The 20,993-nt window shown below is 39.4% G+C and carries 17 protein-coding genes and 1 pseudogene; 3 read left to right on the top strand and 15 right to left on the bottom strand.

Translation table 11 applies throughout. From position 1 onward, the window contains the following. Together AACT23_RS15105 and AACT23_RS15110 are read right to left on the bottom strand one after the other, a co-directional pair. Positions 1-408 (bottom strand): IS4/Tn5 family transposase DNA-binding protein (locus AACT23_RS15105; protein ID WP_176428637.1); only part of this gene is annotated, 408 nt, incomplete at its 3' end. A 399-nt stretch (positions 409-807) separates the two neighbouring features. Further along, positions 808-1,395 carry a YjaG family protein gene (locus tag AACT23_RS15110; protein WP_026028258.1) on the bottom strand — a complete coding sequence of 196 codons (588 nt, stop codon included), beginning with the start codon at positions 1,393-1,395 and terminating at the stop codon, positions 808-810. Between the two features lie 71 nt (positions 1,396-1,466). On the opposite strand from AACT23_RS15110, the gene AACT23_RS15115 reads away from it, so the two are divergent. Next, positions 1,467-2,393 carry a D-2-hydroxyacid dehydrogenase gene (locus AACT23_RS15115; RefSeq protein ID WP_094127695.1) on the top strand — a complete coding sequence of 309 codons (927 nt, stop codon included), beginning with the start codon at positions 1,467-1,469 and terminating at the stop codon, positions 2,391-2,393. A 168-nt stretch (positions 2,394-2,561) separates the two neighbouring features. Then, positions 2,562-3,797 carry a mechanosensitive ion channel family protein gene (locus AACT23_RS15120; protein ID WP_013855795.1) on the top strand — a complete coding sequence of 412 codons (1,236 nt, stop codon included), beginning with the start codon at positions 2,562-2,564 and terminating at the stop codon, positions 3,795-3,797. 56 nt (positions 3,798-3,853) lie between these two features. Here AACT23_RS15120 and AACT23_RS15125 read toward each other — a convergent pair whose 3' ends face one another. After that, a complete protein-coding gene (locus AACT23_RS15125; RefSeq protein ID WP_017048465.1) occupies positions 3,854-5,743 on the bottom strand; it encodes a methyl-accepting chemotaxis protein in 1,890 nt (629 codons plus the stop codon). 227 nt (positions 5,744-5,970) lie between these two features. Continuing rightward, positions 5,971-7,287 carry an MBL fold metallo-hydrolase RNA specificity domain-containing protein gene (locus AACT23_RS15130; protein WP_094127698.1) on the bottom strand — a complete coding sequence of 439 codons (1,317 nt, stop codon included), beginning with the start codon at positions 7,285-7,287 and terminating at the stop codon, positions 5,971-5,973. 670 nt (positions 7,288-7,957) lie between these two features. Between AACT23_RS15130 and wecA the strand changes: the two genes are divergently transcribed. Then, positions 7,958-9,043, top strand: a complete 1,086-nt coding sequence (wecA, locus tag AACT23_RS15135; protein ID WP_094127701.1) for a UDP-N-acetylglucosamine--undecaprenyl-phosphate N-acetylglucosaminephosphotransferase — start codon at positions 7,958-7,960, stop codon at positions 9,041-9,043. A 122-nt stretch (positions 9,044-9,165) separates the two neighbouring features. On the opposite strand, the gene AACT23_RS15140 is transcribed toward wecA, so the two are convergent. The 11 genes and pseudogenes from AACT23_RS15140 to AACT23_RS15190 form a co-directional block, all read right to left on the bottom strand. Further along, the gene (locus AACT23_RS15140; protein WP_094127704.1) at positions 9,166-10,332 is read right to left on the bottom strand and encodes a nucleotide sugar dehydrogenase; all 1,167 of its coding nucleotides are present in this window, start codon (positions 10,330-10,332) and stop codon (positions 9,166-9,168) included. Positions 10,333-10,335: 3 nt separating this feature from the next. Continuing rightward, positions 10,336-10,725 (bottom strand): annotated as a pseudogene (locus AACT23_RS15145) (ISAs1 family transposase); the annotation flags it as partial. A gap of 177 nt (positions 10,726-10,902) precedes the next feature. Further along, positions 10,903-12,132, bottom strand: coding sequence for a glycosyltransferase family 4 protein (locus AACT23_RS15150; RefSeq protein WP_094127707.1), 1,230 nt, complete (start codon positions 12,130-12,132; stop codon positions 10,903-10,905). Continuing rightward, the gene (gene wecB, locus AACT23_RS15155) at positions 12,132-13,262 is read right to left on the bottom strand and encodes a non-hydrolyzing UDP-N-acetylglucosamine 2-epimerase (protein WP_094127710.1); all 1,131 of its coding nucleotides are present in this window, start codon (positions 13,260-13,262) and stop codon (positions 12,132-12,134) included. The genes AACT23_RS15150 and wecB overlap by 1 nt, the downstream gene beginning before the upstream one ends. A gap of 16 nt (positions 13,263-13,278) precedes the next feature. Next, entirely contained in the window at positions 13,279-14,385 is a 1,107-nt protein-coding gene (gene wbjC, locus AACT23_RS15160; protein ID WP_094127713.1) for a UDP-2-acetamido-2,6-beta-L-arabino-hexul-4-ose reductase, read from the bottom strand. Continuing rightward, a complete protein-coding gene (locus AACT23_RS15165; RefSeq protein ID WP_094127716.1) occupies positions 14,386-15,423 on the bottom strand; it encodes a polysaccharide biosynthesis protein in 1,038 nt (345 codons plus the stop codon). It lies immediately after the preceding gene. A gap of 9 nt (positions 15,424-15,432) precedes the next feature. Continuing rightward, positions 15,433-16,533 carry a glycosyltransferase gene (locus tag AACT23_RS15170; protein WP_094127719.1) on the bottom strand — a complete coding sequence of 367 codons (1,101 nt, stop codon included), beginning with the start codon at positions 16,531-16,533 and terminating at the stop codon, positions 15,433-15,435. Beyond that, complete coding sequence (locus tag AACT23_RS15175; RefSeq protein WP_094127722.1) at positions 16,514-17,581, bottom strand: glycosyltransferase family 4 protein; 1,068 nt, start codon at positions 17,579-17,581, stop codon at positions 16,514-16,516. The genes AACT23_RS15170 and AACT23_RS15175 overlap by 20 nt, the downstream gene beginning before the upstream one ends. Beyond that, on the bottom strand, positions 17,578-18,498 hold the full coding sequence (locus AACT23_RS15180) for a hypothetical protein (protein WP_094127725.1): 921 nt from the start codon (positions 18,496-18,498) through the stop codon (positions 17,578-17,580). Before AACT23_RS15180 ends, AACT23_RS15175 begins: the two co-directional genes overlap by 4 nt. Beyond that, positions 18,495-19,739 carry a hypothetical protein gene (locus AACT23_RS15185; RefSeq protein WP_094127728.1) on the bottom strand — a complete coding sequence of 415 codons (1,245 nt, stop codon included), beginning with the start codon at positions 19,737-19,739 and terminating at the stop codon, positions 18,495-18,497. The genes AACT23_RS15180 and AACT23_RS15185 overlap by 4 nt, the downstream gene beginning before the upstream one ends. Continuing rightward, positions 19,736-20,905: an oligosaccharide repeat unit polymerase gene (locus tag AACT23_RS15190; RefSeq protein ID WP_176428638.1), complete on the bottom strand. Its 1,170-nt coding sequence runs from the start codon at positions 20,903-20,905 to the stop codon at positions 19,736-19,738. Before AACT23_RS15190 ends, AACT23_RS15185 begins: the two co-directional genes overlap by 4 nt. Positions 20,906-20,993: the final 88 nt, after the last annotated feature.

Genomic DNA, 20,993 nt, shown 5'->3' on the forward strand with positions numbered 1-20,993 from the left:
AACAACCACTTGAGTTTCGGGAGCAAAAAGTAAGGTCGAGTGTATGAACATAGCCCGATTTCGATTGCCTTGATTGGAGTGCCCAAGTTCATCTTGTATGCTGCGATGGGAGTAACTTAGAGAAGTCGTATCTTCTAATGCAAGAAGTGTTTGTTGTTCTAAAGCCTCTTGCGCTGTGACATGAAAGCCCGCTTCAGCGATATCTTCTGCTTTGATTTGCTCATTACGGATAAAGCGATAAGCCCCTTCCATATCTGCAGGGGAGATGATGAGTTTCGAGACCGGTACGCCAGGTTGCTCGGCCAGAGAGGCAGCTAGGGCAACGAGTCTTTGAGTACGTCTTGGGTCATTGAGGTGAGCTTGACCAAATTGCTTTTGTGCCCAGAGGGTTGGTTCTATATAAGTCATTCTAATCATCCTTGTTATTGCTTAGATGATCAGATCATGAAACATAAAATTAGTTCAAAAAAATCCCCAAGCAGAGGCTTGGGGATTTGTGTATAAGAGACAGGGTTAGGAGGGGGTGTACAGAATTTAAAAACGATCACTGAAATCAGCACATTTCAGCACATTTCAGCACCCACAACGAACATGCTTTTAGTCTCCCCCCTTCAAGGGAGACGAGGCCGCTTTTAGCCCCTCTCCTTCTGGAGGGAAGTTAGGTAGATGTACGGAATTTAAAAGCGATCACTGAAATCAGCACATTTCAGCACCAAAAACGAACATGCTTTTAGTCTCACCCCTTCAAGGGAGACGAGAGCGCTTTTAGTCCCTCCCCCTTCTAGGGGGAGGTTAGGAGGGGGTGTACTACAAACTCACACCAATATTGCTCACGCCTTCGTCGCGTAGCTCTTGGCGTAGGTCTTTAATCAAATCAATATCTCGCTCTACGGCTTCACGCAGAGGGCGGAAAATAGCCCACTGCACATCCCATTCGGCGCAGACCGCTTCATTTTGTTTTTGATTGTCGTTGGTGATCTCTTCGCCCGTTTGCGCTTCTTCTAACTGCGCCACCGTGAGCACCGACACCTGACTGATTTTTTGCATGTTTTCATACAGATAATCGCGATCAAGCAGGCCGTGAAGTAGGTGAGACAAAGCCACACACGCATCAATTGCTGGGTACACAGCGTAAACATCAAAATCTTCTGAGCTTGGAATGATCTCTTCCAACTTCTCCAATTGGTTCTCGAAATTGATTTTGGCACTTTTTACCGTGAGCAATTCCCAAACACTGTCGAGAATATCTCGATATACTCGCGTGTGAGCAAATTCAGTATTGTCGCAAAACATGGCATAGTTCGGGTACATACGTTCACACAAACACGCCATAAAAGTAATTTGTTGCCAAGGTTCAAATTTCTCAAGACGAACCTGCAGAGGGTTTTGTAGCATAATCACTCAATCGCAGCAGAAAAAGACAGCGGAAGTGTACTTGATAACCAACAGGGAAAAAAGCAAAGCCGATGAACAATTTCACTCATAAACTCTATATTCTGACCGAACACAACGATATTTATCGACAAGCGATTGAACAGGCGCAGTTGAGCGGCTTAACCATCACTGACGATCGCAGCGAAGCAACCATTTTGCTGGCCGCGCCACCATTGGCGGCAAAGTATTTGGGCGATTTTCCGCAACTGGAATGGTTGCACTCGGAATATGCAGGCGTCGACACCTTAATGTCGCCACAACTTCGTCAAGATTATGAGCTCACCAACGTTAAAGGCATCTTCGGCCAGCAAATTGCTGAATACGTTCTGTGCAACCTGATTGCACACTTTCGCCACTTTGCTTGCTACGCGCAGCAACAAGCGGCTAAACAGTGGCAGACCCACCCTTATCAATCGATCAATGATAAAACCATGGTGATCCTCGGCACAGGCTCGATTGGCAGCCATTTAGCAAAAGTAGCCAAAGCCTTTGGTTTGCACGTGATTGGCGTCAACCGCACTGGCATCCCAGCTAAAAACGGGGGTTTTGATAAAACCTATCACATTAACGAACTTGCTACTGCCCTCGCTCACGCGGAGGTTGTGGTCAGTACGTTACCCAACACGCCGCACACCAAAGGCTTGCTCAATCAAAGTACGTTGAGCTATTGCCACAATGCATTGCTGTTTAATGTCGGGCGCGGTAAAAACCTTGTTGAGAGTGATTTGATTGCACTGATTGAAGAAGGGCACATTCAACACGCCTACCTCGATGTGTTTGAAAAAGAGCCATTAAGCGAAGATCACCCGTTCTGGACGCACCCTGCCATTAGCCTTACCCCGCACATCGCAGCAGTGAGTTTTCCTGAGCAAGTGGTTGAGATTTTCACCCGTAATTACGGCTTGTGGCGAGACGGGTTCCAACTTGAAAACAGAATTGATTTTGAAAAAGGCTATTAGGTCAAATAGCGGTTAATAATCGGCACTAAGCCTAGGGAAACCTTAACTCAATGTTACTATAGACACGCAAACCACTTGCCATTGCTGTCGAGAATACACTGCTGCATCGAACACGAGTTAATGCGGTAAAACAGGAACGGTATCGCCTAATGACACAAGGAGCAAATCATGCCTTCAGCCATCACTTCGTGGCTACAATCACTGAACATTAATTTAGAACAACTGCTGCCGATTGCTGAAGCACTTGGGCTTATCGCGCTTATTTCTATCGTTATCCATTTAGTGTTGCACCGAGGGGTGAGCCTATGGTTACAGCGGCGCACAACGAACGCACAAGTTTTACAAAACATTCTGTTTAGCAAAAAGCTTTTCAGCCGCTTTGCCTTGTTAATTCAAGGGATTGTCATTTCAATTCAAACTCAGTTATGGCTTAGCCACGCCAGTGCGACTTACGAACTGCTGCATACATTAACCTTACTGTGGATTATTCTCTTTGGCCTGTTAAGCAGTTACGCCCTGCTCAATGTGGTGGAAACGCTACTTTATCGCAGCGCAACCAGCCGTAACATTCCGCTCAAAGGCATTATTCAAAGCATCAAAATCATCGCATTTGTTATCGCCGCACTGTTTGCGACGTCGATTTTAATTGGCAAATCACCAGTGCTACTGCTGAGCGGTTTAGGTGCGATGACGGCGGTCATCATGCTGGTATTTAAAGACCCGATTTTAGGATTAGTGGCGGGGATTCAGCTTTCAGCGAACCAAATGCTAAGCGTCGGTGACTGGCTAGAAATGCCCAAATATGGCGCAGACGGTAACGTCATCGACATTAGCCTGACCACAGTCAAAGTGCAAAACTGGGATAAAACCATCACCACTATTCCGACTTATGCCTTGATCTCTGATTCGTTTAAAAACTGGAAAGGGATGCAAGAATCAGGCGGCCGACGCATTAAACGCAGTGTATTAATTGATGCCAATAGCATTCACTTTCTGACGCCAGAAGAGCAAAGCTACCTACGCAAAGCACAACTTTTAGAGCCCTACTTGGCCGAAAAAGAACAAGAACTCAACGCCTATAATCAGATGAGCCAACTCGATTTAGCCTGCCGCATCAATGGCCGCCGCTTAACCAACATTGGCAGTTTTCGTGCCTATCTAGAACGTTACTTGCGTAACCATCCCCAAATTCACCAAGGCATGACATTAATGGTGCGCCAACTGGCCCCCACGCACGATGGCGTCGCGCTGGAGATCTATTGTTTCACCAATACGGTCGTGTGGGTCGAGTATGAAGGTATTCAATCGGATATTTTTGACCACATTTACGCCGTGCTTCCTGACTTCGGCCTACGCGTTTCGCAAGCGCCAACTGGGAGTGACTTTCAAGCACTCGCAAGGTAAACCTGAGTTTCCTCCCCCTAATGGGGGAGGTTTGAGCATAAAGCGATCGAGAAGGGTTACAGTTTAAAGCGGTTAATTTCTTGTTGAAGCTCTTTAGATAAGCTAGAAAGCAATTCAGCTTGTTGGGAAGCTTCTTGTGCTTCTTTTGCCAGTTCATCAGACACGTCGCGTATACCTTGGGTATTACGCGTAATTTCCTCTGTGACTGACGCCTGTTCTTCTGCGGCGGTTGCAATTTGGGTTGCCATATCGCTGATCGTACCGACCGCTTCACCAATTTTCACTAAGCTTTGCGCGGCCACGTTGGCATCTTCCACGCTACTTTCGGAAAGCTTGCTACTCTCAGTCATGATGTTCACGGCCTGAGTCGTGGTTTTCTGCAACGTTTCAATCGTCTGTTGAATTTCTTGTGTCGAACTGTGCGTCCGTTGGCTGAGTACCCGAACTTCATCCGCTACCACCGCGAATCCACGCCCTTGCTCACCCGCCCTTGCCGCTTCAATCGCCGCATTCAGTGCCAGTAAGTTGGTTTGCTCAGCAATGCCCTGAATCGCTGACAAGATCGTATTAATGTTTTGTGCGTGCTGGTTCAAGTTCTCAATGACTTCTTTGGCTACCGTCATCTCTTTCGACAACTCACTGATCGACTGTTGAGTATTTTTCACCTGCTCAACGCCGTGGTTAGAAATTTTCACCGTATCCAAAGACGTGGCCGCTGTATTATCTGCATTGCCTGCAATCTCTTGCGTTGCGGCTGCCATTTCGTTAATCGCAGTGGCCACCATGTTGATTTCATCTTGTTGCACCATAATGCGTCGGGTACGCTCATGGGCTTGCGCTGCGGTGTTTTCTGCTTGCAGTGTTAACCCTTGCGACACTTCATGGAAGCGCTTGATCATGCCGTGCATATTACCGACGAACTGATTAAAGTTATTCGCCAGTGCGCCTACTTCATCTTGATAACGTGGTTCAATGCGCTGCGTAAGGTCAGCATCACCATCTGCAATTTCCGCCAATGCTTGGGAAACTCGGCCCAAGTCACGCAGTAAGAAGCCAACCAATGCCGAAAACACGATCACGACCAAAATTGTAATGGCGACTGATATCGAGGTTAATTGCATAAAGAGAGCGCCAATATTGGTGTACTCCACCTCTTTATCGAGCTCAATGCCGAGCACCCAGTCAGTCTCAGGAACGGCGGTAAAGAATAATAATTTTTCGACATCACCAACCATCACGGTTTGTATTTTGTTCTCTGCCATTGAGCGGTCGATGACTTGCTGCGTTAGGTTAGGGCTATAAGAAGCCAGCGGTTTGAGAATCAAATCTTTATTACGGTGTGCAACAATTAACCCCGTATCACGGTTGACCAACATAGCGTTTGATTTTGCCCCTGCATCAATCGCAATGACATCCTTCACTAACTGATCAATTAACACATCAGCACCAATAACGCCCCAAAACTGTCCGTCTTTCTTAATCGGTTCAGCGAGCGTTACCATCAAAGCGCCCGTTATCGCATCAGCATAAGCGGCCGTCAGTATCGTGCCGGAGCTATTTTTCGCTTCTTGATACCATCCTCTTGTCCGAGGATCATAGCTTGCATTGTCTGCGCCTCGAGACGGAATAGAACGGTGCATGGTGCCTTGCTCAGTGCCGAAATAGAGTAAATCAAACTGCGCGCCTTGCTGAGCTTGCTGTAAAAAAGGCAGTGAATCTTCCTTCATCGTGTGAGGGATCACCGCGCTAATAACTTTGCTACGAACATCCAACCATTGGGTAATCGAACTCGTTGCCGATTTCGAGATACCATACACCCTTTCCTTGATGCCACTCTCCGTTTCATCTTTCAATAAATTTGCCGACAGTAATGTCAACACCACCGCCATCACAATAACAACAAGCAAACTTGTCATTATCAACTTACCTTTTAACGATAGATTCACAACTCACCCCCATTGGTGAAATAGATTAGGTTTTGTTTGTAAGAATCGTCCACTACACATGTACACTTTGCACTCACACCGCGTCGTAATTAACCGACAAAAAGTCCAAGCCACAGTCTAAGCCACAAAGCGTTATCGTTTAGTTGCTAATGGATACAAATCTTTTACACCTATTAAAAGTAAGTTACTGCTATTAACAATGCAATTAACACGGCAAAACATTGCGCTCAATCTATCACCTCATAACCTAAACTGCGCAACGTAACCGCAAAAGCTTGCTTTGTTGCGGGCTCTCCATGAATTAAATGAATTTGCTTAGGCTTAGTCGCAATGCCCTCAATAAAGCGCAACAAATCGGCTTGGTCGGCATGGGCAGAATAACCCGACATACTGTGAACCTGTGCATTTACAAGCACTTCATCGCCATCTATCATCACCGAGTGATCGCCTTGCGCTATTGCTCGGCCCAGAGAGCCTTGAGCTTGGAAGCCCGCAAAGATCACATCGGTTCTTTTATCAGGCAACAGCGCTTTTAAATAGGCCATCACTCGCCCACCTTCACACATGCCAGACGCGGCCACCACAATCGCCGCTTCCCCTGTTGAGGCTAAACGGTTGACCAATGCTTGATGGCTTCGATAATCTTGAACGGTAATACACTGTTCAAACGCAAGCGGATGCCTTTGTGCATCCAAACGCTTTTTCGCCTCTTTTCCCCACAATTTTTTAAACTTTCGGTAAGATTTCGTCACCTGTTGCGCCATGGGTGAATCTAAAATAATCGGAATATTGCCATCGATTTCACCGCTGAAGATCAATTGTTCAATATCAAACAGCAGCTCTTGTGTTCGGCCCACACTGAATGCTGGAATTAAAATGGTGCCACCGTCTTGTAAAGAACGGTTGATGATGTCCTTTAAGCGCTGCGCCCGTAGCTGCACATTGTCGTGGGTTTTGTTCGCGTAGGTTGATTCAATCAGCAGATAATCGGCGCGAGGCGGAGAGACTGGGTCTGGCAATAACGGTGTGTTGCTGGGACCTAAATCCCCTGAAAACAAGACAATTTCATTATTTGGCAGTTTCACTTCAATAAACGCTGAGCCTAAAATATGGCCCGCAGGCGTAAAGCGAAAATAAGTATTGTCTAAATCACGAGAAATACGCTGCCATACGCCATAATTCACCGGCTTTATTTGTTTATTCAGCCTTTCTAATATTCTTGTACGCTGTGCTTGCCCTAAACCAAGTTGAAGCTTTAACCCATCTTCTAACATTAATGGGAGTAATTCTGCGGTAGCAGGTGTGCAATAAATAGGCTGATGAAAACCAGCCGCTAATAACCAAGGTATACGGCCGATGTGATCAATATGCGAGTGAGTTAACAACAACGCCTGCAGATGAGTTAATGGAAAATCAATCGCCATTGGTCGGCTATCACGCCCTTGAAATAAGCCGCAATCAACCAAAATCCCTTTCTTCCCAAGCCTCAGCTCATGACAAGAGCCCGTGACGGTCTCTTTTCCACCATGGTGAATAATATCCATATTCTTCTCCTGAATTTATGTTTGCTCGCATATTTAGCGGTTAAATAAACAACATAATATGGTTAACATTTCGACAGGGAATTTTTAAATACAATTTAAATTGCGACACAATCGCCAGAAAAAAATGACATAAATAACAATACTATTATTATAGATTACTTTTTGACCAGAAAAATAAAAACGCCTAATGAAATATTCTGAAAAAAAATAACCAAAAATATTAATGTGCATGACATCAACTAAAAACATCGTCTATAATGCCGACCAAATAAGAAATTTCCTACATAGTAGGAATCTTCTTCCAAGAAATTAAGAGAGAAAGTGATAAAATACACAAAACGGTTGACTTTTAAATCATGAGAAATATTTAACAGGATGCCACTTTAGTGTTTTTATTATCAGTAACTATAGCGCTATTTGGGATTACCCTTATCGATAAATAATGATGTCTATTTGTGGTCTAAAAAACAACGAATCAGATGTAATCGACATAAAAAGCTGTAAAAAATGACAATAGAAACAATAAGGCATTAATAAGCGAACGTTAATTTCGCTTATCGATTTCTCACACAAAAAATAAGTATAAATAGCACCATTACATTAAAAAATAGAATACTGATGTCGTTCTCTCTCTACATTAGTTATTCATAATTTATAAGTTGGCTAAATAATGGCGATAGAACTATCATTTATTTTCTTCTCGTCCTTCACTACGCTTTTTGTCATGAGAAAAGTGGCGAAAAAAGTAGGACTGGTTGATAAACCTAATGCTCGCAAGCAGCATGAAGGGCTAGTGCCACTGGTTGGTGGGCTCTCGATCTGTATTGTTTTGCTACAGTATTTTCTGTTTAGGCAAGACATCATGCCCCACAGTAACCTTTACCTTCTTTCGATATTAGTGCTCACCATAGTCGGCGCATTGGATGATCGATTCGATTTAAGCGTTAAAACTCGCATGATTATTCAAGCATTATTGTCGCTACTCATGATACACCAGACGGGTATTTCTCTCGATAATCTAGGGAATATATTGGGCACTGGCACCATTAACCTTGGTTATTTTGGCATAGCTTTGACTGTAGTTGCCGTAATTGGGGCTATTAATGCATTTAATATGGTGGATGGAATTGATGGTTTATTAGGCGGGTTATCCGTGGTCACATTCGGTGGCTTAGCCATTTTGCTGCATGTCGATAGCCAGCATGGCCTTGCGTATTTATGCTTAGTGATCACAGTAGCGATGGTTCCTTATATTTTTATGAACTTAGGAATATTAGGCAGAAAGCGCAAAGTTTTTATGGGTGATGCGGGAAGCATGCTAATTGGTTTCACGGTTATCTGGTTATTATTAGGTGTAAGCCAAACAACCACCAAACCCTTAATGCGCCCCGTTACAGGTTTATGGTTAATTGCCATTCCATTAATGGATATGGCCGCAATTATGATCAGAAGAATTCGCCGTGGCTCTTCTCCGTTCAAACCTGATAGAGAACATTTACACCATATTTTCCAGCGTTTAGGCTTAACTTCTCGCCAAACCTTGTGTGTTATTTGTTCATTTGCCTCTCTATTTGCTGCATTTGGTATTTATGGTGAAGCAAATCAGTGGCCTGAAAGCATTATGTTCTTCTCGTTTATTGTTTGTTTTTGCATTTACAGCACACTACTGAACTACGTTTGGCGCATTACGACTTATTTCAGAAAATTACGTGGCATGCCAGAAAAAATCTTTGAAACTCAAAGTAGCATTAAGTGATGAAATACTGAGCAAATTAAGAAAGAGGTAGCTCTTAGCTCATTCTCGTTGAAAAAAAGATAATAAAAAAGGCCTATATCAAATAGGCCTTTTTTATTGCAAGAATCAAACTTAGTTAAAAATCAATCCGAACCAAATAAATCTCGGGTGTAGACTTTCTCTTCTACATCGAATAGCTCTTGCGCCATACGGTTTGACACAATCACATCACTCATCGCCTTGAACTGCTCTAAATCAGTAATCACTTTTGAACGGAAAAATTCAGCTTCCTTCAGTACGGGTTCGTAAATAACCACCTCCACGCCTTTTGCTTTAATCCGCTTCATAATGCCTTGAATGCTTGAAGCGCGAAAATTATCCGAACCTGATTTCATGATTAAGCGATAAATTCCGACAGTTTTAGGGTTTTGCTTAAGGATCGACTCGGCAATAAAATCTTTACGCGTGGTGTTCGCATCAACAATCGCGCTGATGATACTGTTCGGTACATTTTGGTAGTTGGCGCGTAATTGCTTGGTGTCTTTCGGTAAACAGTAACCACCGTAACCAAAAGAAGGGTTATTGTAATGCTGCCCAATGCGTGGATCTAACCCGACACCTTCAATAATTTGCCGTGAATCTAACCCATGAGTTTCGGCGTAAGTATCTAGCTCATTGAAGTAGGCCACTCGCATGGCTAAATAGGTGTTGGAGAAAAGTTTTACCGCTTCTGCTTCGGTTGAATCAGTAAACAGAACGGGTATATCTTCTTTCACGGCCCCTTCAACCAACAGGCTTGCGAACACTTTTGCCCTTTCGCTACGCTCACCGACAATAATGCGTGAAGGGTGAAGGTTGTCATACAAGGCTTTACCTTCACGTAAAAATTCAGGAGAGAAGAGGATATTATCGCAACCATACTTCTCTTTCACACTTTGGGTAAAACCGACCGGAACAGTTGATTTAATCACCATAACTGCAGACGGGTTGATCGCCAATACATCTTGAATGACGGATTCTACAGAACTGGTATTAAAGTAATTAGTTTTTGGATCATAGTCTGTTGGGGTAGCGATGATCACAAAATCCGCTTCTTGGTAAGCTTGTTGCTTATCAGTAGTGGCATAGAAATTAAGCGGTTTTTCTTTTAGAAAATGTTCAATTTCGTTATCCACAATCGGAGAGATTTTATCATTCAACAAATCAATTTTTTGTTGAATGATATCAAGAGCCATGACATCGTGATGCTGCGCAAGCAGCATTGCGTTAGACAAGCCGACATAGCCTGTCCCTGCTATTGTTATTTTCATTTTTTAAGCTTCTATATCGTAAAAACAAGGAAAATTCATGAACATCCCCATTAATAAATGGCTCGCAAGCACCTTCAAAAGGTACTCAAAATCCATCGCACACATTGCTCTTTTGTGTTTAATACTTGCTTTTAAAGTCGTTTCACTCTTCAGCATGTTTAAGCACATTTGTCTGATCCTTACGAAGTTCTCTGCACTTTCTTCAGCCCTTTTTCGGCAAGCATCTTCGCCAAACTCAGTATCGAGCGTCCAATGTATCGACTCAACTAACCAGTGCGAACACGTTGCATTTAACACTTCCTTAGCATTTAAATCCTTCGAGCTAATATACTATCTCACCTTAACTTCTGACTCTTTCACTACGGCTTCTTCTTGTCTCACAGAAACGACGATATATGCTACAAATCCTTTAAATATGGGCATGTTCATGATTTTCCCTGCACACACCATGAAATACAATGATGATACGCTGTATCCTGCAGAGAAACTTGAGTTGAACGTGCTTGAGTAATCCTGAGCACCAGTGAACAAATCTAAACAGATAAAGCAAGACTAGTCAGGATTTGAGACCTACCAAATACATGGGTGCCCTGTATTTTTACGATTCAACGACTCAACGACCGAATCCGCAATATTTCCAACCTCAAATTCTTTTTCTAGCAACTTATACCCTGAGACTCCAATGGTTCTACGCAACTCTGCGTCATTTTGCAGTTTGCTTGCATTTTCAAAAAAAACATCATCGTCGCCATTAACACTAATCAACCCAGCATGGCTTGCATTCACCAAGTCCATTAGGTCGTTTCCTTGATTAACACTACCTAAGATGGGCAATGACTGAACCATATATCCTAATAATTTGCCGGGAAAATTATGAGCACTGTGCTGGGAAGATAAAGAAAACAGTCCGACATCGACTTGAGCCAGAATATCTTTGAATTCATCTTGAGAAACAGAAGGTAGGTAAGTACAATTGGTTAAATCCCACTCTTTCATTAAGTCATTCACTAACTTGACTTCGTCACCCTGCCCTACAAAAAGGAAGTGGGCTTTATCAAAGCATTGCATGGATCGAGCCAAACGCATCAAATTCGCCATATCCTGAGCATGACCAATATTACCACCGTAAAAGTAGATAACTTCGTCGTTTATCTCTAATCGTTCTCTCAAGTTACTTGCTTTATCAGAGAGGTCGTGAGGTGACAGATTCGCCCAGTTTCGGAGTATTGTAGTTGGATATTGCTGTTCGGTATTAGAATTAAATATTTCTAGATTTTTTTCCGACATCACACCAATAGAATCTGCTTGGCGATATGAAGCTGATTCAAAAAATCTAAAGTAGCGTTCAATTACTGAGCCTTCTTTCATCAACCCCGAGTCAATCGCCCATTGAGGAAAAAAATCACGCAATACGAGATAGCTATTGCACTGGCAGCGTTTCTTTATGTTTGAAACCAATGATCCGAAGAAGATTGATGGGGAATAGTAAACAACACCATCAAATGTGCTCCTGTCCACTTTCCGTTGAATGGCGTGCCATGCCCTATATGAAAGCAACGTTTCATTGATTGCTCGTTTAACCTTGTGCACATCCTTAATTTGACCAGAAAGAAAGCGCCAAACTGCAACACCATCAAACCTGTCTTCAATAAGTATTGGCTTATCTTTATCAAAGTGAGGTGTAATCACCGTAACTTCATGGCCTTGCTTCATTAACTCTAGAGCAAGTTCATGCATCATCTTTGCCCCAACGCGTGTACTGTGGGGCAAATAATCATCAATGATTAAAGCAAGTTTCATTAATATTCTTTCCAAACTACACGCTTAACATAATCTGTATAAGAATGAACAATACGCACTACCTTATCTGATACATTCGGCATCGAGTAATCGTATACCTGTCGCAATAGACGTTCATCACCCGTCGGCTGAGACTCTAATATCGCCAAGCCTTGAAACACTCGTTCAACCTCAAGACCCACCATCATCACAAACGCTTCTTCCATCCCCTCTGGACGTTCGTGGGCCTCGCGAAGATTTAGGGCTGGGAAGTTCATAATCGACGATTCTTCATTAATGGTACCACTGTCAGACAGCACAGCTTTCGCGTTTTTCTGTAAGTGATTATAGTCATGAAAACCTAAAGGCTTAAGAAGTTGAATATTCGGATGGAACTCAAGTCCTAGCGCTTCGATACGGTTACGAGTACGTGGGTGTGTCGAGACAATAACAGGAAGGCTATAATATTCTGCAACTGTATTTAACGTCTCAGCCAATTTCAATAACTGTACAGGTGAGTCCACATTCTCTTCACGATGCGCACTGACCACAAAGAATTGACCTTTTTCTAAACCTAAACGCTTAAGTACATTTGAACCATCGATTTGAGGCATATAGTGGTTCAAGACTTCAAACATTGGGCTACCCGTTTTAACTATTCGGTCGGCAGGCAAGCCTTCAGCAATGAGGTAATCACGCGCTATAGTACTGTATGTTAGATTGACGTCTGCTGTGTGATCAACAATCTTGCGGTTAGTTTCTTCAGGAACACGTTGGTCGAAACAACGATTACCCGCTTCCATATGGAAAATAGGCACTTTACGGCGCTTGGCCGGTATCGCAGAAATGCAAGAGTTCGTATCACCCAGTATAAGCATTGCACTTGGTTGGACTTCTTCTAACACTTCATCTACTTTCATAATGACTTGGCCAATGGTCTGCGCTGCATTCTTACCAGCCGCATTGAGGAAGTAATCCGGTTTACGAACCCCTAAATCATTGAAGAAGACTTCATTGAGCTCAAAGTCATAATTTTGCCCCGTGTGAACTAAAATATGCTCACAATGCTCATCGAGTTTTGCGAGTACGCGAGATAGGCGGATAATTTCTGGGCGAGTGCCCACAACTGACATTACTTTAAGTTTTTTCACTGTGATTTCTCTTGAATCAAGACAACGGACGGGAAAAGGTATCTGGTGCCTCACGGTCAAAAATCTCATTCGCCCATAGCATTACGATCATTTCTTCATCGCCGACATTGGTGATGTCATGAGACCAGCCAGGAACCGTTTCAACAATTTTCGGTGAACTGCCATCAGTATAAAGTTCATAACGCTCACCAGTAGCGATATGCTCAAATTTAAATAACGCCTTGCCTTTAAGCACTAAAAATTTTTCATTTTTACTATGGTGATAATGGCCACCACGAGTGATACCAGGGTGAGCAGTAAAGAAGGAAAATTGACCCGCTTGCTTGGTTTTCAACATTTCGCTAAAGACACCGCGCTCATCACCATAACTGGGAATGGAATAGCTAAACTGCTCTGGTGTCATGTAGCTAAGGTAAGTAGAGTAAAGGGCGCGAGTTAAACCAGTACCAACATTTTCAGTGGCAAGATTATCTCTGCTTGCTTTAAAAGCACGCAATAGATCAGCAACCTGGCCTACTGTGGTCGGATATTCTGGTGTTATACTCTTGTATCCACTATCTGAATTACCTTCTAGCAATGAAATTAAATGAGCACAAACATCATCTATATAAACCAATGTTACTGGCGCACTCGGATCGTTTATCGTGATTTCAAGATCGTTTAGGGTGTTGTAACAAAAGGTGGCAACAAAGGAATTGTAATTCGGGCGACACCACTTACCAAAAATATTAGGAAAGCGGTAAATGAAGTACGGTGCTTGTGTTTGCTGGCCATACTTCTCAACCGCCTGTTCGGCCAAACGCTTACTTTGCCCGTAGGCATTGTCTCGTTCTACCTGTGTAGAAGAGCTCACGACTAGAGGTACTTCTTTTCCGTTAAGCGTAAGCTGAGCAACAATATAAGACGTTAAATCTGCATTGCCTTGCTGAAACTCTACTTCATCTCTTGGACGGTTGATTCCAGCCAAGTGATATACAAATTCAGCACTGGCTAGAACTTGAGATAATTGTTCCCGCGATGTCTCGCGGTCCACTTCGACGACATCTTGATAGCCATACTCACGAAGCATAATACAAAGGTTTTTACCAATAAAGCCTTTGGCACCAGTAACAACAATCTTCATTTAAACACCTTCTGGAACAACAAGACTGCCTGCTTCGATATCAGCAATAAAGCTTAGCTTACGTAGTAAGGCCACCATACCGTCAATATCCAAACGATACGTATTGTGAGAGTTATAATCTTCAATCACCGAAAGGTCTTTCTCTCCTTCTTCGTTGTACTTTGAGTAGTTCAAATCACGATTATCCGAAGGAATACGATAATAACCACCTTGATCTTCAGCAACAAACATCTCTTCACGGCTACATAGCGCTTCATAAAGTTTTTCACCGTGGCGCGTACCAATAATATTTACTGGATGGTTTGGTTTGTCCGTAATTTTCAGTAGTGCTTTGACTAGAACTTCAATAGTTGCGGCAGGTGCTTTTTGAACAAAAATATCACCATTAGAACCATTTTCAAACGCATGTAATACCAAATCTACAGCATCGTTTAGCGTCATCATAAAGCGTGTCATGTTTGGATCGGTAATAGTGATTGGCTGTTCACTGATAATCTGGCGTAAGAAAAGTGGAATTACTGAACCGCGAGAAGCCATCACGTTTCCGTAACGAGTCGCACAAATCACCGTTTTGTCAGGATCGACATTACGAGATTTCGCTACGATTACCTTTTCCATCATCGCCTTAGAAATACCCATTGCATTGATTGGATAAACTGCTTTATCTGTACTTAAACAAACAACTCTCTTTACTTCGTTTTGAATCGCCGCTTCAAGAACATTTTCGGTACCCAACACATTGGTTTTCACCGCTTCCATGGGATGGAACTCACAAGAAGGAACCTGTTTCAGAGCCGCAGCATGATAAATATAATCCACACCACGGGTTGCATTTAGAATACTTTGATAATCACGGACATCACCAATATAAAACTTTAATTTAGAGCTATTATATTTCTTTCTCATGTCATCCTGTTTTTTTTCATCACGAGAAAAAATACGGATTTCTTTAATTTCTGTGTCTAAGAAACGATCTAAAATGGCGTTACCAAAAGATCCTGTGCCGCCGGTAATTAATAGTATTTTATTGTAAAACATAATTTTCACTTACTTATAGTCAATCAAAATGTCAAGATAACTTTGTGCACGTGCTTTAGCACTTGGTATATATCCAACTATTTCCCTTGCAGAATTTATACGAGATTCGTTATTCTCTGTATTATCTATGACACCTTTTATTGCATTGAAAATACTAACAATATCATCAGGATCAAAATAATTAGCTGAATCTTTACAAACATCTTTAACAAACGGTAGATTTGAGGCAATTAGTAATTTGTTCATAACCATTGCCTCAATAGGAGTTACAGAAAAGCACTCTAGCAAACTAGGAAATATGACTGCATCTATACTCTCATAAAAGCTAGGGCACTGATTAACTGAAATTTCTCCTACTGTGTGGAAGTTTTTAACAGTATCGAACCCAGCATCCTTCATTTCGTTAGGAGTTAGAGTAAATAAGAAATCACATAATATACCATTGTCCAATAACATCTCATTGACAGACTTTAAAATCCTCAAGTTTTTATGTTCGTAATTTCTACCTATAAAACCTAAAGTGAAACGTTCAGATCTAGCATACGCAATACGTTCCCAAAGATTCTTGTTAAAGAACACGGAAGAAACAGTATTGCTAACAACAAAAATATTTCTGTAACCTTTTCCTTGAAGAGCCTTTCTTACATGCTCCGCTTCAACTATGAGGACATCACTTTTTTTAAAGTACAATTCTTTTATAAAAAAATATAACCTACTTTTAATTTTTTGAAGTCGAGATAAACGTTTAAAGGCTAGGTTATTAGGATATGCAATCCATGGCTGAGCGAAACCAGTGATAAGTTTTGTTGACTTTATGCTGGAGTAAAGAGGGCCAAACACAGTAAAAACAACGTCGTATTTTGAAAACTCTTTCTTTACGCTTTCGCTAAGAAAAAAGCCTCTTACATTTATTTCTTTAAAAGAAGAAAAGGAACTATAAATCACTTCACTACTTAGGCTCTTTTTAACTGAAGAAGATACAATTACAGAAAAATCAGCATTAATTGGGTTCTCTTTCAGTATATGAGACAATTCTGTAATGAACGAAACCGCTACCTGAACTCCGCCACCAACATGGAGGTTGGAAGCGTTAACTAATATTTTTTCCATTTACCTTCCTTATTAGAGAACAAAACCTGTCAGCCATATCTTCAGTATTAAAGGATTCACTTACTGTATCACGAGCATTTTTAGACATCTCAAGCAACTTATTTTTATCCAAAGAGTCAATCACACTTGATAAAGATTCTATATTATTACGAGAGAAAGATATTCCGTTATAACTCTCCTTGAACGCAGCAAATTCTGGCATATGGTGATTTTCTTCATTATGAACTAAGGCAGGTAAAGATAAAGAAAATGCATGAATAAGACTCAACCCAACAGCACCGGGATAAACAAAAACATCGCATAGATTAGTTATTTTTGAGATATTATCATTATTAAACAATTGTCCATGCCAAGTAATGTTTGATGATATATCAAGCTCTTCAGCCAACAATTCCAAATCATTTTTCACATCACCGTCACCTATAATACTTAAGTGGTAACTAACTCTGACTTTTGATAGCGCTTTAAATAGAATATTGACATTTGCTTTTTTGGTTAATCTGCCAATGAAAACCAATCGAATAACTTCGTCTTTTTTTACTAACTTCTTGTCAAAAATAGGGACAGAATTTACATCTAGACCATTATTCAATCCTATTATATTCCTATGACTAATTTCTTTTGATTCTTTCTCGGTATAAACAGCTATTCCATCAGAAAATATCATTAGTTTTCTGCGAATTCTCGAACTGATACCTTTACTTCCAGCAGTCCAACCTTGCCCCCACCAAATGACTTTCCTCTTTTTTAGTTTACATTTAAAATAAAGGAGCATGTAGTTAATTATCCTTGGATTACCCGATACCACAATAATATCATCCTCAGAAATATCACCAACCTTAAGCCCAGCTTGCCAGTAAAATGGGCCTATTTTTATAAAATTCCCGACCAAATGTAGCCCTTTGCATTGGACAGTTTTTACATTTAAAAAATCCCTTGGGGAAGCATATATCTCTACATTATAATTCGATTTAAAAATTAAAGATTCAAAAAAGGAAACTCTATAGGTTGGTAATGCTGGCTGTAAAAAAACCAATCTATTTTTCATAAAATATTCCTTAATGATAATTCTTGCTTTATCCTTTTTAACAAATACATTACTCTGTTCCTGTAAAGGTTAAAATCATTTAAACCAATTAACTTATTATTTTTTATCTTATTGGCTATCAACTGAAAACCTTTATCTTTTTCAGCAGGCATATGTAATAAAATATAATTCTTCTCGTTTCCTTCTATATTATTAAATCTACCTGTATTCCATACCCTTTTTAAAATCATATGCTCAGAGATGGAACAACTATCATCAGTTAAATCATGCTTAATCTGAGATAGAATATGCTCTTCAGTAATACTTGCTTTGAGACTATTGTAATAATCAAACCAAAACTCAATTCTTTCACAAACGTCATCTAACTTGTTTTTTGGCACATACACGTATTCTCCACCACAATACTCTACGTTTGATTCGTTATGCTTCATATTTATAACAGAATCGCAGTTAAGTTCTTGGATAGAACGACCATTTACTTTAAGATATTTTTCATAAGGAATTGTATAAAATGAAACCTTATCATTAAACATTAACTTTAAATCTATAGGCTTATTTACAAAAACATCAGAGTCTAAAAATAGAATATCCCCAAAACTCAATTGTTTAACATATCTTATCGAGTCCAACAAAAACAGGCAGCCAGGAAATTTATTTTTTATATTATTTTTATCGCTGTATTTACAATCTTCTACTATTATAACCTTAACTCCAATCATACCTAATTTATCGCGAAACTCGTTATTAATCTCTTTATTAACAAAAAGGATTAAATCCAATTCCTCTGTGCTCAATGACTTTATTTGGCTAAAAAGTTGTATGATACAGTTATGATAAATTTCGTAAGATTTATGTTTAGAGTTAACAAATTTTGTATTACTCGAATAGTAAAATGGTGTTGCAATAACCTTTTTCATATACATTCACTTAGTTTTCGATTAAATAATGTTAATCTAAATAAATACAAAAACATTAAAATTTCAGAAATCATTAATATTGAAACAAACTCACCAAAGTTGAATAATTCACTCAAAAGTGAGAACATAATAATAACTTGTGATAAAAAATAGAAACATGAATATGAAAAATATTTTTTCAATGAGTTCAAATAAATATACATCGGCTGCCATAGTGCATAAAACAAAACAGATATCAATATTATAAGGTACTCATAATAATCATAGCTAATTTTGTTTTTGGTCCAATAGCCGTAGAAATACTCACCACAAATGGTATAAAACAAGAGCATTATAGACAATATTGCAACATTTACCTTGAGTAACTTGACAAGCATTGGTTTGGCACTTTTTTTCTCATGAATAACACGAATAAATTCTTGCCAAATTGAATTATTAATGGCAGAAGTAACTTGATTGGATAATCTGAAAAATGTCCTCATAGTAGAGAAAACAACAACGTAAATATCACCAAAATAAAACTTTACCAATACAATCAAAACTTGATTGTTAAATATCAATGATATCGGTAGTAAAGAGTTCTTAAACACATCCCTTATCGATACATATGATGAAAAATTAAACTTTTTAAAGCTAATAATTCCACACAAGTCTCTTTTCCTCATAGGAAAATTAAGCATAAATATAATCGAAAAAGCTCTCACCATACACAATGAAACAAAAATATCTTCAAAAGGCAAATCAATATATACGCATGAAAAGATAGTTAAATATTCAATCAACCTTGTCGTATTTGCAATAAAACTAGCAACGTGAAACTCAATAGTAACCTTAAATAACGCACTGTAATAATTGGTTAAGATCAAAGCTACCGAATATAAAACGACTATAGAGTATAGATAACCGAATTCAGTCACATATGCTATAAATGTAATGAAGAATAGTATAAAAAGAACGATGAATAATGTTGTATTAACTGAAGAGGCTAAATTATATGACTCTCTATTTTTCTGATTTAACCTGTTATTATTTAATGTGACAACTTCATTAACTATTACATTAAATATTCCGAGCTCCATCATCCCGATTATTGATGGAATAGTGAATATAACAAGCCAATCTGAGTATTTTCCTTCCCCCCAATAATTTAGGAAAAATGGTATTGATATCAATTGAAATAAAATTGTAATCACCTGCCCATAATAGGATGATAAAATACCTTTAATTAATCTATCTTTCATTTAAATTTAATCATCTTTGATAATATAATGACAATTATGGTTTGATATAAATACACCCAAAATAAATCTGAAAAAAAACCTCTCAAACATTGTATAAAATAAGAAACAAATATAAAGTAAGTTAATAATTTAAGTACATTACCTGTATTATCACCTGTATAAATGGAATTAATTGTACTGTTATAGGTCAATCTAGAAAGATACCCTATACCCATCCAGATCATAATTATTCCTAAAATCCCAGCATTCGCGTAAGGATCACCGAATATCCCTCCAACCATCCCTCCACCGTTTGCGTATGCCTCAGGATAAAATTGTTTAGCTATCAATCTAGCCATTGGTTCAGGTTTATCTGACCACACACTTCTTGGAATACCCATAAATATAAATCTTACAATACCAGACTCCGGATGAATAAAAGAACTTTCAATTATCATCTTTGAAGTCAAATATGTCTGAAATGTTTCCATTGAGTCTATAGATATTTTCATTAGATATAAAATATCAAGATTCTTTACTAGGTTTGAAAATGAAGACAAAAAGCTCTCAGAAGAATAACTAGATAATCTCTTAATTAATAAGAATGAAAATAATATTGGTAAACTTGCTAATCCCAAAACTGAGTGCCAAATTTTAATTTTTATAAATCTAAAAGAAACACCAAAACATAACCAATAAATAATTATCAAAATAAAGTGTAATCTAGTAGGAGACATAAGCTCAGAAAAAGAATAGACAATAAAAACTAATATATATTTTCGTTTTGACCTTGATGCATATAAAGATGCTGATAATAAGCTCACCACATCTATAAATTTAGAAACTAACAAATAGTATATATCGCTTTCACTCCTTCCAGCGTAGATCTCAGAATAGTTCGAATAGGTGGAAACTTCTGTAAGTTTTAATAATGTGCTAATAAGGAAAAAGTAAAAAATCAAATCAACTGCAATATAGTGGGATATGTCTTTTTTTAAAAAAGTAGGGATTTTTTTATTAAAATTCACATACCAACCGAATACATATGAAAAACAACCTAAAAGTAATATAGATAATGGAAAAAGGTAGTCTTCGTTATAATAAAACATTGGTAATACATAGAAAAAATTCACACCAATGATAAAAATAAAAATTGGATGGAAATATATTTCACCTCTTTGTTTCAAAAAGCAACCCTCATACTCAACTAAAATCCAATAAGAATAGATTTATTACAACAAACACCATTCACAATGAGCCCAAATTATTATCGAA

The organism is Vibrio sp. V09_P4A23P171, assembly GCF_963875615.1.
Classification (GTDB): domain Bacteria; phylum Pseudomonadota; class Gammaproteobacteria; order Enterobacterales; family Vibrionaceae; genus Vibrio; species Vibrio anguillarum.